The sequence below is a fragment of the Streptomyces sp. NBC_01261 genome (genome assembly GCF_036226385.1).
GTDB lineage: Bacteria > Actinomycetota > Actinomycetes > Streptomycetales > Streptomycetaceae > Streptomyces.
This window is the reverse complement of sequence record NZ_CP108463.1, coordinates 11,368,534-11,383,290: the sequence shown is the minus strand read 5'-3', so window position 1 is coordinate 11,383,290 and position 14,757 is coordinate 11,368,534. Positions and strand designations below refer to the sequence as shown.

Below are 14,757 nucleotides of genomic sequence, written 5' to 3'. Positions count from 1 at the left end.
TCACTTCCGGCCGGCGGTCTGCTCGACTGCCCGCACGATCTTGACGTAGCAGCCGCAGCGGCAGATGTTGCCGCTCATCCACTCCCGGATCTCATCCGGTGAGCCGGTGTGGCCCTCCTTGATGCAGCCGACGCCGGACATGATCTGCCCCGGTGTGCAGTAGCCGCACTGGTACGCGTCCTCGTCGATGAACGCCTGCTGCAACGGATGCAGCCGGTCGCCGTCGGCCAGGCCCTCGATGGTGGTGACCTCCGCCCCCTCCAGCCGCACCGCGAGTGTCAGACAGGAGTTGACCCGACGGCCGTCGACCAGCACCGTGCACGCCCCGCACGCCCCGGCATTGCAGCCCTTCTTGGTGCCGGTGAGGTCGAAGTGCTCGCGCAGCAGGTCCAGCAGGGAGGTGCGGTTGTCCACCGTCACCGTTCGCCGGGTGCCGTTCACCGTCAGGGACACCCGGCTCGACGGCGCTGCCTCGGCGCCGGCCGCTTCCTCCGTACCGCCGAGAAGGACCCCTCCGATGGCTCCGCCCGCGACCACGACACCGCCGGCCACGGTGGTCGTGGCGATGAAGGTCCGCCGGGTGGGCGCCGAATGGGGCTCGCTGGATCCAGTGGGGGGTGGAACAGATTCAGGGAGTTCAGTGGACATGCCTTCGCCTTCGCATCACGGTCGGGTATCCGCCGCACACAGCGGTACAGCGAGAAGCGGGATTTTCATCCCGCGAGACCTCTACAAACCGGGCGCCTCGACGGCGCGAACGGTTACGCGGCAGCGTGCCATCATCGTCGCGCTCGAAACAGGGAGAAAATCCTCCCCCCATAAAAATTGCGTGCCGCAACACGAGTGTTGCGAGGGAACGCGCCTTACCTTCCTGTGACCATCCCGTAGATCCTAAACATTGGTCAATGGCCGAAACCTGACGCCCGCTCAGGTCTACTGATCAAGAAGGGATTTGCCCCGTCACGCCTAGGGTGAAGCGGATGTGATGGCGTGGCCGGGACATGCCCCGGCCAACTCCCTAGAATCAAGCCTTGCGGCAGGCATAATTCCTCGGCATTACCCGGTCATGACCGTCTGCTCAGCGATCGATCGGCTCGTAGTCGAACCAGTCGAAGTGAATGGATTCGGCAACGCAGTGGGCGACTGGCGAAACGGGCTGCCGCCGAGTTGTTCCCAGGGCAGCGGCACCCCGGGTGCCAGTGCCCCTTCCGGTGACACCTGCTGATCATCAGGACCGCCAGCCGTCTACACCGCATGCCCCTGGCCCCGCCGGTGTACCGCGCGGTCCGAGGTCATGCCTGCCCGAGGCCGCCGGGCGAACACCTCAGGACCGGTGTGCTCACCGGAGCGATCAAGGGCTGACGGTTTCAGCGACGGCCGCGCCAGGAGCAGGCCGCCGTGCCCCTGACCGGTACCGGAAGGCTGAGCACCGCGCCGGAGGTGGCGGTCGGGCTCTTCACCCCGTACCGGGCCGTGGTGACGTAGAGGCGGTTGTCGCTGGGATGCAGGCACACCGAAGTGGGGTGTGGTGCGGGGACGGACACGGTGTGGAGCAGGCGGCCATAGGGATGGTACCTACGCACCGTGCCCGCGCCCCACATCGCGACCCACAAGCAGCCTTCGGCATCGACGGTCATTCCGTCCGGGCTGCCTTCGCCATCACGCAGTTGGACAAAGGTCTCCAGGCCGCCGACAAGGGCGCCGGCGACGGGGTCGACGCGGCAGCGGAAGACGGTGCCCGCGGCCGTGTCGGCGAGGTACATGATCGTTCCGTCGGCGGTGAACGCGGGTCCGTTGGCGATGGTCAGGCCGTCGAGGACGCGTACGACCGATCCGTCGGGGTCGGTCCGGTAGAGCGAGCCCGCGCCGTGGGTGCCGTCGTAGGCCATGCTGCCCGCCCAGAAGCGACCGGCGGGGTCGGCGACGCCGTCGTTCATTCGGCTGGGGACCGGGGTGCGGTCCTCGGGGCGGTCCAGCCATTCCAGTGCACCGTCGGCGGTGAGCAGCGCGATGCCGGTGCCGGCGGCTGCGATCCATGTGCCCGACCGGTCGTCGACCGGCGCGACGGCTCCCAACGGGACGTCGAGCCGGGCCAGTTGGTGCGCAGCCGCCGATCCGGTGTCGCCGCGCAGTTCGAAGAGCCGGCCGCTGAGGATGTCGACGTACACGTACCGATCGTCGACCCAGCGACCGCCCTCGGCGAGTTCGTACGCTCCGTCTACGACGACCGACGCCGGTACTGACGTGAATGTCATGATCGGTCCTCCCGGTCAGCGAATTGTCGTGCCCTCGGGCTGGTCGAACAGGCCGAGTTCGTCCCGCGTCGGCAGGCCCTCCCAGTCACCCCGAGTGGCGACGGCGAAGGCCGCGGTCGTAACGGCTCGGTACAGACGGGCGGGGATGTCCGCGCCGTGGAGGTGTCCGGACAGGTATCCGGCCACGAAGGCGTCGCCCGCTCCGACCAGGTCGACCGCGCCGACCTCTCGCGCGGGGCAGTTGGCCACGCCGTCTGTGGTGAAGGTGGTCGCGCCACGTGCGCCGCGTTTGATGACCACCTCGGTCACGCCCGCGGCCAGGATGTGTTGCACGGCGTCGGCTTCGCCCGTTCCGGGCCGTTCCAGCATCAGTGGCAGCTCGTCCTCGGAGGCGATGAGCAGGTCGGTGCGGGCCAACAGCGGTCGGAGCGTCGCGCGGGCGCGGTCCGAAGTCCACAGGCGGGAGCGGTAGTTGACGTCGAGGCACACGGTGATGCCGGCGTCGCGAGCGGCCGTGGCTGTAGCAAGGGCGGTTTCGGCCGCCGACGCGCTGAGCGCCGGTGTGATGCCGGTCAGATGCAGGATGCGGGGTCCCGAGGCCAGCGCGGGCACTACGTCGGCCGGTGAGAGGGCCGAACCCGCGGAACCGGCGCGGTAGTAGTTGACGCGGGTGAGTGTGCCCAGGCGAGGTTCGGTCAGCAGCAGTCCCGTGGGCCGGCCGGTGTCGTCGATGACCGCGTGGCCGGTGTCGATGCCCTCCGCACGCAGCGTGCGCAGGACCAGCGCGCCGAGTTCGTCCGCGCCGACCCGGCCGACCCAGCGCACCCGGTGCCCGAGCCGGGCGAGACCGATCGCGACATTGGACTCGGCTCCCGCGACGGACAGGCCGAGGCTTCCGCCGAGCCGCAGGGCGCTGTGGGCGCGCAGCGCTGCCATCGTCTCGCCGAAGGTCACGACTTCGGGCGGGGCCTGGTGATCCGGTGTCGTCACGGCGTCTCCTCGGCGGTCGTTTTGCGGAACTCGGCGGCGCGGGCGCGGAGTTGGTCCAGGTCGCCGCCGTCGGCCGCGTCCCCGACGAGGGGTGAGCCGACGCCGACGGCGAGGGCGCCCAGGTCGAGGTAGTCGCGGGCGGCCTGGGCGTCCACTCCGCCGACGGGGACGAAGGGCACGTCGGGGAAGGGGTCTCGTAGGGCCCGCAGATAGCCGGGTCCGCCGAGGGAGCCGGGGAAGAGCTTGATCGCGGCGGCGCCCAGCGTGAGGGCGAGTTCGATCTCGCTCGGTGTCAGGGCTCCCATCAGCACGGGTATGCCGTAGGGCTTGAGTCCGTCGACCAGTGCCGGGGTGACGAGGTAGGAAGCGCCGGCGTCGATGGCGCGGGCGGCGTCCGCGGCCGAGCGCACTGTTCCGGCGCCGAGGAGTGCGTCGGGGCCCAGCTCGGTGCGTGCCTGCTTGATCACGGTCAGGGCGTCGGAGGTGATCAATGAGACCTCGATGGCCGCGATGCCCTCCTCGGCGAGGGTGACCACGGTGCGCAGGGCAGCGGCAGGATCCTTGCCGCGCACGATCGCCAACAGGCGGTGGGCTCGTAGCGATTCCACCAGGTTCATGGGAACAAGCTCTCCTTGTGCGTGGGGTGCGAGGGCCTGACGGTGGTCACCATTCGGTGAACGCCCCGTCCCGGCCGCGCCATACGGGGTTGCGCCAGCGGTGTCCGGTCTCGGCGGCGCGCCGTACCGCCTTCTCGTCGATCTCGACGCCCAGACCCGGGCGGGTGGAGGCGACGGCGTACCCGCCCTGGAACCGGAAGGGTTCGGGATCCATCACGTAATCCAGCAGGTCGCACTGCTGGTTGTAGTGGATGCCCATGCTCTGTTCCTGGATGAGGAAGTTCGGTACGGCGAAGGCGATCTGGAGACTCGCGGCCAGAGCTATCGGGCCGAGCGGGCAGTGCGGGGCCACGGTGACGTCGTACGTCTCGGCCATGGCCGCGATGCGGCGGACCTCGGAGATGCCGCCGGCGTGGGACAGGTCGGGCTGGGCTACGGCGATGCCGCTGGTCATGACCTCGCGGAAGTCCCAGCGGGAGTAGAGGCGTTCGCCGGTCGCGATGGGGATGCTCGTGGATTCCACCAGACTGCGCAGGTGGCCCGAGTGTTCCGGCAGGACGGGTTCTTCGACGAACAGCGGGTGCAGCGGTTCGAGCAGGGGCAGCAGGCGGCGTGACATGGCGGTGGAGGCCCGGCCGTGGAAGTCGACGGCGATGTCCCGCTCGTCGCCCAGCACTTCGCGGACGGCCGCGACGCGGGCGACGATCTCGGCGGTGCGTGCCGGGGTGTCGATCGGGGCGAGTTCGGCCGAGCCGTTCATCTTCACGGCGGTGAAGCCGGCCTTCATCTGTTCCTCGGCCAGCTCGGCGACCTCGCTGGGGCGGTCGCCGCCGATCCAGGCGTACATGCGGACGCGGTCGCGGACGGGGCCGCCGAGGAGGCGGTGCACGGGGACGCCGTAGGTCTTGCCGGCGATGTCCCACAGGGCCTGGTCGATGCCGGCGACCGCGCTGGAGAGGATGGGGCCGCCGCGGTAGAAGCCGCCCTTGGTGAGCACCTGCCAGTGGTCCTCGATCCGCAGCGGGTCCCGGCCGACGAGGTAGTCGGCGAGTTCGTGGACCGCGGCGCGTACGGTCTCGGCGCGTCCCTCGATCAGTGGCTCGCCCCAGCCGGTGACGCCCTCGTCGGTGGCGACGCGCAGGAACAGCCAGCGCGGAGGCACCAGGAACGTCTCAAGTCCGGTTATTTTCAAGGAGTTTCCTTCGGCGGCGGGTCGGTCGCGACGTCGGCGGCGCGGTCTTCCTTGTCTTTCCGTGCCTGTACGGCTGCCAGATCGTCGGTGGCCTGGGCCAGGAGTGACTCGACGGCGGCCACGGCGGCGTCCGGGTCGCCGGCTTCGACGGCGTCGAGCAGTTCCTGGTGCACGGGGATGGAGTCGGCGAAGTGCCGGGCGCCGTGCACGATCCGGTCGCGCACGCGCAGGCCCGCCTCGATGACGACCTCCATCCGGCTGAGGAGTTCGTTGTGCGCGGCGTCCAGCAGGGCACGGTGGAACGCCAGGTCCGCCTCGACCATCGCGTCCGCGTCCGTGCCCGCCGCCGCCATCGCGTCGAGCGCCTGGCGCAGTGTCTCCAGGTCGGACGGGGTTCGGCGGGAGGCGGCGAGCCGGGCTCCGGCGGGCTCGACGATCGCGCGGACCTCGGCGAGGTCCCCCAGGAAGCCGTCGGTGGGAGCGCTGCTGCCCTGCCAGCGCAGCAGGTCGCTGTCGAGCAGGTTCCAGTCGGCGCGGGGCCGGATGGTCGTGCCGCGTTTCTGCCGTGATTCGAGCAGGCCTTTGGCGGCGAGCACGCGCAGTGCTTCGCGCACGACGGTCTGGCTGACGCCGAGTTCGGTTTGGAACTTGGCCGGGTCCACCACGGTGCCCGGGGGGTAGTCGCCGCGCATGATGCGCCGGCCCAGTTCCTCCACCGCTTGGCCGTGCAGCCCCCTACCGGGTTTGCTCACCAGGTTCTCCGTTTCCGTCTCGGTGCTGTTCGCGGAGGCCTCGTACGGCATACCGCGAGGTGCGCGATGCTCACGAGGACTCCTTCATGACGCTCCATCCTCCATCGACCACGAGGCTGGCTCCGGTCACGTAGGAGGCGTCCGGCGATGCGAGGAAGGCGACCGCGGCGGCCACCTCCTCCGGCTGCCCGAAGCGCTTGGCCGCCGTGGCCGCCACGCTGCGCGCACGCTCGGACTCCGGTATGCCCTCCCACGCGGCGGTGAGGATGGGCCCGGGAAGCACGGTGTTGACCCGGATGTCCGGCCCGTACTCGACGGCCAACTGCCGCCCCAGCGAGCACAGCGCACCCTTCGCGGCAGCGTAGGCGGCATGGCCGGGGATGCCGATGACCGCGTGCACCGAGGAGGTGAGCACGACGGACCCAGATGCCTGGCGCAGCATGGCCGCGAAGGTCTTCATCCCGCGCCAGGCCGGTTTAAGCAGCACGGCCATCTGACCGTCCCACTCGTCCTCGCTCAACTCGTGGGCGGGCTTGTTGAGTTGGGCGAAGGCGTTGCTGTGTAGTACGTCCAACCGCCCGTGGTGCTCGTCGACGTGGCGGGCCAGGTTCTCCCAGTCGGCGGCCGAGGTCACGTCGCACCGTACGTACTCGGCGCGTCCGCCGCTCTCCTCGATGCCTGCGGCGAGTGACTTGCCCACCGCGTCGTCCACGTCCGTGACCACGACGCTCGCGCCCTCGTCCGCCAGCCTTCGTGCCGTGGCGGCGCCGATTCCGTGCGCTGCGCCGGTGATCACCGCCACCCGCCCCGCCATCCTGCGGCACTCCGTCATCGCGTGCGTCTCCCCTCTGATGGCTGCTGAGTGCACCCACCATAGCTCTTTCAATTAATTATGAATATATCTTGACGAGATGGCGATGCCGCTCCGAGACTGACCGGCAGCAACAGGCACGTTTCAGCACGAAGCGAGGAAGGACCTCCTCCCATGAGCCGCACCGCACACCTCCGCAGAAGCCGGGGCGCACTCGCAGCGACCCTTGCCGCCACCGCCCTGGTGATCTCCGCCTGCGGGGGTTCAACCAGTTCGCAGGACAAGGGGGTCCAGGCACCCGTCAAGGCCGGTCAGAAGGTCGACCTGCGCTTCTGGTCGTGGGTTCCCGGTGTCGACAAGGCAGTCGCCAAGTGGAACGCCACCCACCCGGACATCCACGTCAAACTGGAGAAGATCCCGGCAGGCAGCAGCGGCGGCTACGCCAAGATGCGCGCCGCGCTCAAGAGCGGCAACGCGCCCGACCTGGCACAGGTGGAATACCAGGAGATCCCCTCGTTCCTGCTGGAGAACGGCCTGGTGAACCTGTCCAAGTACGGCGCGGACAAGGACCGGTCGAAGTTCGTGGACTGGCAGTGGCAGCAGGGAGTCTTCGACTCGACCGTCTACGCGATCCCCCAGGCGTCCGGTCCGATGGGCCTGTTCTACCGCTCCGACCTGTTCAAGAAGTGGAACATCACGCCGCCCGCCACCTGGGACGAGTTCGCCCAGGCCGCGCAGAAGATCCACGACGCCGACCCGAAGGCCTACATCAGCACCTTCCCCGCCGGCAACTCCGCCTGGTTCACCGCCCTGGCATGGCAGGCCGGCGCCAAGTGGTTCGGCGTGAACGGCGACACCTGGACGGTGAACATCGACTCCCCGCAGACCCTCAAGGTCGCCGCCTTCTGGGACAGCCTGCGCAGCGAGAAAGTGATCAAGACCGAACCCGACTTCGCCAACGGCTGGTACAAGGACCTGCAGACCGGTGCCATCACCTCATGGGTCAGTGCCCAGTGGGGCGACGCCATCATCAGCGGAAACGCTCCCCAGACCGCCGGCAAATGGGCGGTCGCACCCATGCCGCAGTGGACAAAGGGCTCGAACGTGTCCGCGAACTGGGGAGGATCCTCCACGGCTGTCCTCAAGGGCGCCAAGCACATCCCCGAGGCCCTGAAGTTCGCCGAGTGGCTCAACACCGACCCGGCAAGCGTCGACCTGCTGCTGCAGGGCGGATACGGCTGGCCCGCGGGGGCCGACGCGTACAAGGGCTCCTCGCTGGACAAGCCCTCGAAGTTCTTCGGAGACCAGAAGTACAACGAGGTCTTCGCACAGGCGGACAAGAGCATCGACACCTCGTGGAAGTGGATACCGACGATCGACGCCACCTACCAGCACCTCAACGACGGCTTCCAGGCCGCCCTGGCCGGCAAGGGCACATTCGTCTCCGCGGTCCAGCAGGCGCAGAAGCAGACCGTCGAGGACCTGAAGAGGAAGGGCTTGAAGGTCTCCACCGGCCAGTGACCACCTCCGGAGGGCGCGACACGGCCGCCGCCGTTCTCCCCTCCGGACTCCAGAAAGAACCCTGATGCCCACCCGAGCGCCCCGCCGCCGCAGAAACCTGGTGCCCGTCGCCTTCGTCGCGCCATTCCTCCTTCTGTTCCTCCTGACCTTCGCCGTCCCCATCGGCTACGCCCTCTACCAGAGCGTCATGGATGTCGAGCACACCGGAGCCCTGGGACTCGGCGGCAGCCACACCGCCTTCGTAGGGCTACGCAACTACTCCGACGCGTTGTCCGACCACGCCTTTGTGCGCAGCATCGGCCGCGTACTGCTGTTCGCGGCCGTCCAGGTGCCGGTGATGGTCGCGTTGTCCGCCGGGCTCGCGCTGCTGCTGGACAGCGCCTCGGCCAGAGGCGTGCGGTTCTTCCGCGCCGCCTTCTTCCTGCCCTACGGCGTCCCGGGCGTCATCGCGTCCATCTTGTGGGGCTTCCTGTACGTACCGGGAGTCAGCCCGCTCGTGGACGGCATGCGCCACCTGGGCATATCGGTCGACCTCCTGGGCGGAAACACGGTCCTGTGGTCCATCGCGAACATCGTCACCTGGGAGTTCGCCGGCTACAACGTCCTGGTTCTCGTCGCCCAGTTGCGCACCATCCCCGCGGAGCTGTACGAGGCCGCCCGCATCGACGGCGCCAGCGCATGGGCGACGGTCCGGCACGTCAAACTGCCGCTGCTGCGCCCGGCGCTGATCCTCACCACGGTCTTCACCATCATCGGCACGCTGCAACTGTTCGCCGAACCACTGGTGCTCAAGCCCGTCTCATCGAGCATCGACAGCGCCTACACCCCCAACCTCAGCGCCTACAACGAGGCGTTCACCAACGACAACTACCACCTCGCCGCCGCCGAGGCAGTGCTGCTCGCCCTCGCCGCGTTCGCGCTCTCCTTCGGATTCCTGCGGCTGATCAACAAGAGAGGTGAGGACGCGTGAGTCTCCAGACACCGGCCCGCGAAGTCCCGCTGAGGGCCGGGTCGCCGGCCTCCGACGACAGCACGACGACGCGCGGCGGCATCACCGGGGTCACCACGCGCAGCCGCATCCTCGTCACCGGCCTGCTCGTGGCCGCAGCCGGGTACTTCCTGCTCCCGGTGTACTGGCTGGCCGTGGCCTCGACCAAGTCCACCGGCAACCTGTTCGGCAGCTTCGGACTGTGGTTCTCCCACCCCCAGTTCCTGAGCAACCTGCACCAGGTGGTCACCTACGACCACGCGATCTACCTGCGCTGGGCAGCCAACAGCCTGCTGTACGCAGGCGTCGGCGCAGGCGTGGCGACACTTCTGGCCGCGATGTCCGGCTACGCGCTGGCCAAGTTCTCCTTCACCGGCCGCGACACCATCTTCAACGTCGTGCTGGGTGGCGTCCTGATCCCCGCCACGGCACTGGCGCTGCCCATGTACCTGCTGTTCAGCAAGGCAGGCCTGGCCAACACCTACTGGGCCGTACTGCTGCCGAGCTTCGTCAGTCCCTTCGGCGTGTACCTGTGCAGGATCTACGCCGCGGCATCCATACCGGACGAGTTGTTGGAGGCAGCCCGCATCGACGGCGCGGGAGAGATCCGCATCTTCACGGTCGTCGCACTGCGCATCATGACTCCCGCCCTGGTGACGATCTTCCTTTTCCAGTTCGTTGGCATCTGGAACAACTACTTCCTGCCACTGGTCATGCTGTCCGACTCCAAGCTGTACCCCATCACCCTCGGCCTGACCTCGTGGCAGTCCTTCGCCGACCGCCAACCACAGCTCTACCAACTGACCGTCGGTGGCGCCTTCGTCTCCGTAGTCCCCCTGATGATCGCCATGGTCGCCCTGCAGCGCTTCTGGCGCAGCGGTCTGACCGAGGGCAGCGTAAAGGGCTGACGCCGCCGGACCGGACGGTCCCGCCCCTCGCGACGGACCAAGTCGCCGTCCCACTCCAAGCTTGAGCCAATGTCGAGGGTCGCCACCCTTGAGTGGCCATGTCCGGGTGCTCGCACTGGCGTTGGCGATGCCACACGCAGCGACCTGCATGGCTTCCTGGCGTTGCCCGAGCGGTGGATCGTCGAGCGTCTCTTCACCCGCCCGATGCGCGACTTCGCACGGCGCACAGCCGTACTCGACGAGGCTGCCGGCGCAGACCAGGGTCGGCGCCCATGCCACGTGGCGCCGCTTGGACCGCCGTGTCGTCAGGCGATGGACGTGGACCCTGCGGCCGAGGTCACAGCGCACGCACTCCGTCGTCCTGCGGCATTCCGTCATCACGCGCCTCTCCCCTCCCGTACTCACCCCGACTCAGATGTTTCAATTAATTATGAATAAATCTTGACTGCCTGGCGATGGCGCTTCAAGACTGACCGGCATGTACCAAGCACCCTCAGTACCGATCGACAACCGACGGCGTCTGCGCCCGGCCGGGATCGCCTTCGGCGGCGACTACAACCCTGAGCAGTGGCCGGAGGAGGTGTGGGCCGAGGACGTCGCGCTGATGAAGGAGGCCGGCGTCTCCATGGTCACGGCCGGGATCTTCTCCTGGGCCAAGGTGGAACCAAGGCCCGGCGAGTACGACTTCACCTGGTTCGACCGGGTCATGGACAACCTCGCCGGGGCCGGCGTAGCCGTATGTCTGGCCACCATGACGGCGTCCCCGCCACCCTGGCTCTCCCGGCTGCACCCCGAGATCCTCCCCGAGACCGCCGACGGCCGCCGCATGTGGCCCGGTGGACGCCAGCACTACTGCCCCTCCAGCGCCGTGTACCGCGAGTACGCCGCCCGTCTGGTCGAGCGACTGGCCACCCGTTACGCCGACCATCCCGCGCTGGAGATGTGGCACATCGGCAACGAGTACGGCTGCCACACCCCGCAGTGCTGGTGCGACGAGTCGGCCGCCGATTTCCGACGCTGGCTGTCCGAGCGCTACGGCGACGTCGAAGCCCTCAACGACGCCTGGTCGACGGCCTTCTGGGCGCAGCACTACGACACCTTCGACGAGGTACTGCCGCCGCGGCTTGCACCGACCTTTCCCAACCCCGCCCAGCAGTTGGACTTCGCCCGCTTCTCCGACGACGCGTTGCTGCAGTGCTACCTGGCGGAGAAGGAGGTCCTGCGCCGGATCACCCCCGACGTTCCCGTCACGACGAACTTCATCGGCGTCCACAAGCCCGTCGACGCCTTCCGGTGGGCCGCCGAGGAGGACGTCGTCTCGGTCGACGTTTACCAGGACCCGCACGATGAGGACACACATGTCGCAGCGGGGTTCATCTTCGACGTCACACGCTCCGCCCGAGCGGGACAGCCGTGGATGCTGATGGAGCAGGCGCCCAGCGCGGTCAACTGGCGTGAACGCAACGGACCCAAGCCGCCGGGCCGGATGCGGCTGTGGAGTTGGCAGGCCATCGCCCAGGGCGCGGACGCGGTGCTGTACTTCCAGTGGCGCCAGTCCCGGGGCGGCGCCGAAAAGTACCACTCGGCGTTGGTTCCGCACGGCGGCACCGACACTCGTATCTTCCGCGAAGTGCGCGAGCTGGGGCGGGAGTTGGCCTCCGTGCCGCAGATCGCCGGCACCCGCTCGACCGCCGAGGTCGCCCTGGTGCTGGACTGGAACAGCTGGTGGGCCCTGGAGCTGGACTCGCACCCGTCCAGCGCGCTCAGCCAGATGGACATCGCGCTCGCCCACTACCGCCCGCTGTTCGAAGCCGGAATCGCCTGTGACGTCGTCCCGCCGGACCGGGACTTGTCCGGCTATCGCCTCGTCGTCGCGCCCAACCTGTACCTGCTGAAGGAACGGGACGCCGAACGCCTCACCGAGTTCGTCCGCGGCGGCGGCCACCTGCTGATGTCGTTCTTCTCCGGCATCGTCGACGACTGCGACCGGGTACACCTGGGCGGATACCCAGCCCCACTGCGAGAGGTGCTGGGCCTGCGCGTCGAGGAGTTCTGGCCGCTGGCGGAGAAGGAGACGGTCGACGTCCGGCACGCGGACGGCACAGTCAGCCGCGCCGACCTGTGGTCGGAGTCCCTCGTACCCGAAGGCGCCCAGACGGTGGCCGAGTTCGACTCCGGACATCTTGCGGGGCAGCCGGCCGTCACCCGGCACTCCTTCGGCGAGGGACAGGCCTGGTACGTCGCGACGCGTCTCGGAGCGGAGGCCATGCGGTCCCTGACCGACGACGTGTGCCGTACGGCGTCCGTCGCCTCCGCACTCCCCGGGCTTCCCGAGCACGTCCAGGCGACCGTGCGGGAGGGCGACGGCGGACGCTTCGTCTTCCTGCTGAACCACGGTCAGGAGGAGGTCGAGTTCGGGCTCCCCGAGCCGATGTCCGACGCCCTGACCTCGGGGAGGACGTCCATCGACCGCATCACGCTGCCCGTGGCCGGAGTAGCCGTACTGACCGAGCCGTAGAAAACCGGACAAGCCGCCAACACAAAGGGGAGGGGCAGTTCGCCCCTCCCCTACTCACCGGCCCCCGCTCCGCAGGTTCACCGGCCCTTCGGACGGGCGGCTGTGCGGAACGCGTCGTAGACGAGCTTGTGCCGCTCCTCGGCGAACGTGAGCAGGCCCATCACGGAAATGCCGTTGTAGGCCTGGTTGTAGCCGGCCCGCTCCTTGTAGTCCTTGAGAACCCAGTAGGTGAAACCTGCAACGAACTCGCTGCGCGCGGCCACCTGCGCCCAGTGGGCGGTGAAGCTGGCCGCCTGCCATTCCTCGGTGCCCTGCGTGGTGCCGGGGCCGTGGGTGCCGGCCACGGCCCAGGTGCCGTTCTCGGTGACAAGGATCGGCTTGTCGGGGTACTTCGCATGCACGGCGTCCAGTGTGGGGCCGAGGTCGGCGTCCTTGCCGTAGAAGTAGCCGAAGTACTCGTTGAACCCGATCACGTCAGCGAGGTCGAAGGCGGGGTCGTTGCTGGTGTTGGAGGCCCAGGTCACGGGGCGGGCGGTGAGGTCGACCGCCTTCACGGCCGCCTTGAGGTCGGCGAGCCAGGCCCGGTAGACCGGGGCGCCGTCGGTGTCGATCTCCGACTCGTTCTGGAGTCCCCAGAGGATCACCGAGGGGTGGTTGTGCTGGTTCCACGCCATCGTCAGGGCCAGGGCGCGGGCGAGGCCGTAGCGCTCGGTCTGGAGCTTCTCCTGAGCGGTGTTGAGCCACATGGTGTCGATGTCGTCCATCACCATCACGCCGTGCGCGTCCGCCCAGTCGTAGACGTAGGGGTGGCGGTTGTAGACACAGTTGCGGATGAAGTTGGCGCCCAGGGTCGTGAGGTGGCCCAGTTCGCGGTCGTACTCCGCCGGCGTCATCGCCCTGCCGTGCGCGGCCGTCTCCTCGTGCCAGTTGAGCCCCTTGAGGAAGACGGGCTTGCCATCCAGCTTCAACTGCGCTTCGCCAACGGTCAGTTCGCGCACGCCGTACCCGGTGGACAGTGTGTCCACCCGCAGGCCGGCGTGCCGCCCGGCGGTCAAGGTGGCGCGGGCGATGAGCGTGTGCGGCGAGGCCGGGCTCCATCGCGGGGCGCCGGGTACACGGAGTACGACCCGTACGACGCCTGCCGACCGGGCAGCGATCCGGGCCGCGACGTCGGTGGGCCCGGCGCCGCTGCCCCGGCCCGGATCCAGCGTGAGCCGACCGTCGAAGTCGGAGGTCCCGTGGTTCTCGACGACCGCGTGCGCCTCAAGGCGCCCGTTCGCTGCGGCCACGAGCAGCTTGGCGATGGTGACCTGCGGGACCGCCTCGATCCAGGCCGAGCGGGTCAGCCCGGCGTAGGGCCAGTAGTCGACGGGCTTGTACGGCACCTCGTACTCGTCGGTGACCGGCTGCGGAGTCGAGGCCGTGTAGTCCGTGTAGCTCGCCCGGCGGAAGACCCGCACGGCGATCGTCTGCCGAGTTCCGGGCCGCAGCGCCCCCGAAACCGGCAGCGCGAAGGGCGAGTTGGCGCCTTCGTGCTTGCCGAGATGCGTGCCGTCGACCCAGACCTCCGCGCTGTAGCCGGCGGCCAGGAAGGCGATGCGCACATGTCGGGCGCGCCAGGACGCGGGTACGTCGACGGTGGTCCGGTACCAGGCGTAGCCGTCGCTGAACGCCGTGCCCTGACCGAAGGGGGCGGTCTCCGACCCGAAGTCCGGCGTGTCCAGCAGGTCCCAGGAAGCCGGGACATCGATGCGGCCCCACGCCCTGTCGTCGAGGCTCGGTGACTGCCAGCCTTCACCGAGCCCTCGGTCCTCGGGGTCGAAGCGGAAGCGCCACCGCTTGTCCAGGGACAGGTAGTCACGCGTGGACTCGTGGGTACGCCAGCCGTCGAAGGCCGGCAGCACTGTGCCGTACTGGAAGACGACGTTGGTCCCGCCGACATCCCGTACATGGGTGCCGGAGGGCTCGGTGGCCGGGTGGGTGTCGAGCACCGGGCCGTTCGCGGGGGCCACGGTCGTACCGTCTGCCGCTCGCGCCGTCGCCGGCCAGGCCGGCAGAGCGACGAAGGCGGCGGCGCCGAGTGCCGTGACGACGGTGCGCCGGGACGGATGGATGGATTCGGTCATGACGGGCGGCTCCTTGAGGCACGTACGTGTTCGTCCGCCCCACAGCCTGGACAAGCCCGCCACCGTCGTCAAGGATTAT

General features: G+C 68.8%; 12 protein-coding genes. 4 read left to right on the top strand and 8 right to left on the bottom strand.

The features are described from left to right. From OG226_RS50540 to OG226_RS50510, 7 genes are all read right to left on the bottom strand, one after another. Entirely contained in the window at positions 1–648 is a 648-nt protein-coding gene (locus OG226_RS50540) for a (2Fe-2S)-binding protein (protein ID WP_329353131.1), read from the bottom strand. A 719-nt stretch (positions 649–1,367) separates the two neighbouring features. Next, complete coding sequence (locus OG226_RS50535; protein ID WP_329353130.1) at positions 1,368–2,255, bottom strand: SMP-30/gluconolactonase/LRE family protein; 888 nt, start codon at positions 2,253–2,255, stop codon at positions 1,368–1,370. 15 nt (positions 2,256–2,270) lie between these two features. Beyond that, complete coding sequence (locus tag OG226_RS50530) at positions 2,271–3,191, bottom strand: sugar kinase (protein ID WP_443067031.1); 921 nt, start codon at positions 3,189–3,191, stop codon at positions 2,271–2,273. 50 nt (positions 3,192–3,241) lie between these two features. Next, positions 3,242–3,862, bottom strand: coding sequence for a bifunctional 4-hydroxy-2-oxoglutarate aldolase/2-dehydro-3-deoxy-phosphogluconate aldolase (locus OG226_RS50525; RefSeq protein ID WP_329353128.1), 621 nt, complete (start codon positions 3,860–3,862; stop codon positions 3,242–3,244). 46 nt (positions 3,863–3,908) lie between these two features. Further along, positions 3,909–5,054 carry a galactonate dehydratase gene (gene dgoD / locus OG226_RS50520; RefSeq protein WP_329353127.1) on the bottom strand — a complete coding sequence of 382 codons (1,146 nt, stop codon included), beginning with the start codon at positions 5,052–5,054 and terminating at the stop codon, positions 3,909–3,911. Continuing rightward, on the bottom strand, positions 5,051–5,809 hold the full coding sequence (locus OG226_RS50515) for a FadR/GntR family transcriptional regulator (RefSeq protein ID WP_329353743.1): 759 nt from the start codon (positions 5,807–5,809) through the stop codon (positions 5,051–5,053). Before OG226_RS50515 ends, dgoD begins: the two co-directional genes overlap by 4 nt. A gap of 67 nt (positions 5,810–5,876) precedes the next feature. Then, positions 5,877–6,638, bottom strand: coding sequence for an SDR family NAD(P)-dependent oxidoreductase (locus tag OG226_RS50510; RefSeq protein WP_443067030.1), 762 nt, complete (start codon positions 6,636–6,638; stop codon positions 5,877–5,879). A gap of 153 nt (positions 6,639–6,791) precedes the next feature. Between OG226_RS50510 and OG226_RS50505 the strand changes: the two genes are divergently transcribed. From OG226_RS50505 to OG226_RS50490, 4 genes are all read left to right on the top strand, one after another. Further along, a complete protein-coding gene (locus OG226_RS50505) occupies positions 6,792–8,138 on the top strand; it encodes an ABC transporter substrate-binding protein (protein ID WP_329353125.1) in 1,347 nt (448 codons plus the stop codon). Positions 8,139–8,202: 64 nt separating this feature from the next. Next, positions 8,203–9,108 carry a carbohydrate ABC transporter permease gene (locus OG226_RS50500; RefSeq protein WP_329353123.1) on the top strand — a complete coding sequence of 302 codons (906 nt, stop codon included), beginning with the start codon at positions 8,203–8,205 and terminating at the stop codon, positions 9,106–9,108. Then, positions 9,105–10,034 carry a carbohydrate ABC transporter permease gene (locus OG226_RS50495; RefSeq protein ID WP_329353122.1) on the top strand — a complete coding sequence of 310 codons (930 nt, stop codon included), beginning with the start codon at positions 9,105–9,107 and terminating at the stop codon, positions 10,032–10,034. Before OG226_RS50500 ends, OG226_RS50495 begins: the two co-directional genes overlap by 4 nt. Positions 10,035–10,512: 478 nt before the next feature. Further along, a complete protein-coding gene (locus tag OG226_RS50490; RefSeq protein ID WP_329353121.1) occupies positions 10,513–12,552 on the top strand; it encodes a beta-galactosidase in 2,040 nt (679 codons plus the stop codon). A gap of 77 nt (positions 12,553–12,629) precedes the next feature. On the opposite strand, the gene OG226_RS50485 is transcribed toward OG226_RS50490, so the two are convergent. Continuing rightward, positions 12,630–14,678, bottom strand: coding sequence for a glycoside hydrolase family 2 protein (locus tag OG226_RS50485; RefSeq protein ID WP_329353119.1), 2,049 nt, complete (start codon positions 14,676–14,678; stop codon positions 12,630–12,632). Between the last annotated feature and the right edge of the window lie 79 nt (positions 14,679–14,757).

Coding starts and splice junctions, on each gene's coding strand:
- OG226_RS50540 (WP_329353131.1), bottom strand. CDS start 648: ATGTCCACTGAACTCCCTGAATCTGTTCCACCCCCCACTGGATCCAGC.
- OG226_RS50535 (WP_329353130.1), bottom strand. CDS start 2,255: ATGACATTCACGTCAGTACCGGCGTCGGTCGTCGTAGACGGAGCGTAC.
- OG226_RS50530 (WP_443067031.1), bottom strand. CDS start 3,191: ATGGCAGCGCTGCGCGCCCACAGCGCCCTGCGGCTCGGCGGAAGCCTC.
- OG226_RS50525 (WP_329353128.1), bottom strand. CDS start 3,862: ATGAACCTGGTGGAATCGCTACGAGCCCACCGCCTGTTGGCGATCGTG.
- OG226_RS50510 (WP_443067030.1), bottom strand. CDS start 6,638: ATGACGGAGTGCCGCAGGATGGCGGGGCGGGTGGCGGTGATCACCGGC.
- OG226_RS50505 (WP_329353125.1), top strand. CDS start 6,792: ATGAGCCGCACCGCACACCTCCGCAGAAGCCGGGGCGCACTCGCAGCG.
- OG226_RS50500 (WP_329353123.1), top strand. CDS start 8,203: ATGCCCACCCGAGCGCCCCGCCGCCGCAGAAACCTGGTGCCCGTCGCC.
- OG226_RS50490 (WP_329353121.1), top strand. CDS start 10,513: ATGTACCAAGCACCCTCAGTACCGATCGACAACCGACGGCGTCTGCGC.
- OG226_RS50485 (WP_329353119.1), bottom strand. CDS start 14,678: ATGACCGAATCCATCCATCCGTCCCGGCGCACCGTCGTCACGGCACTC.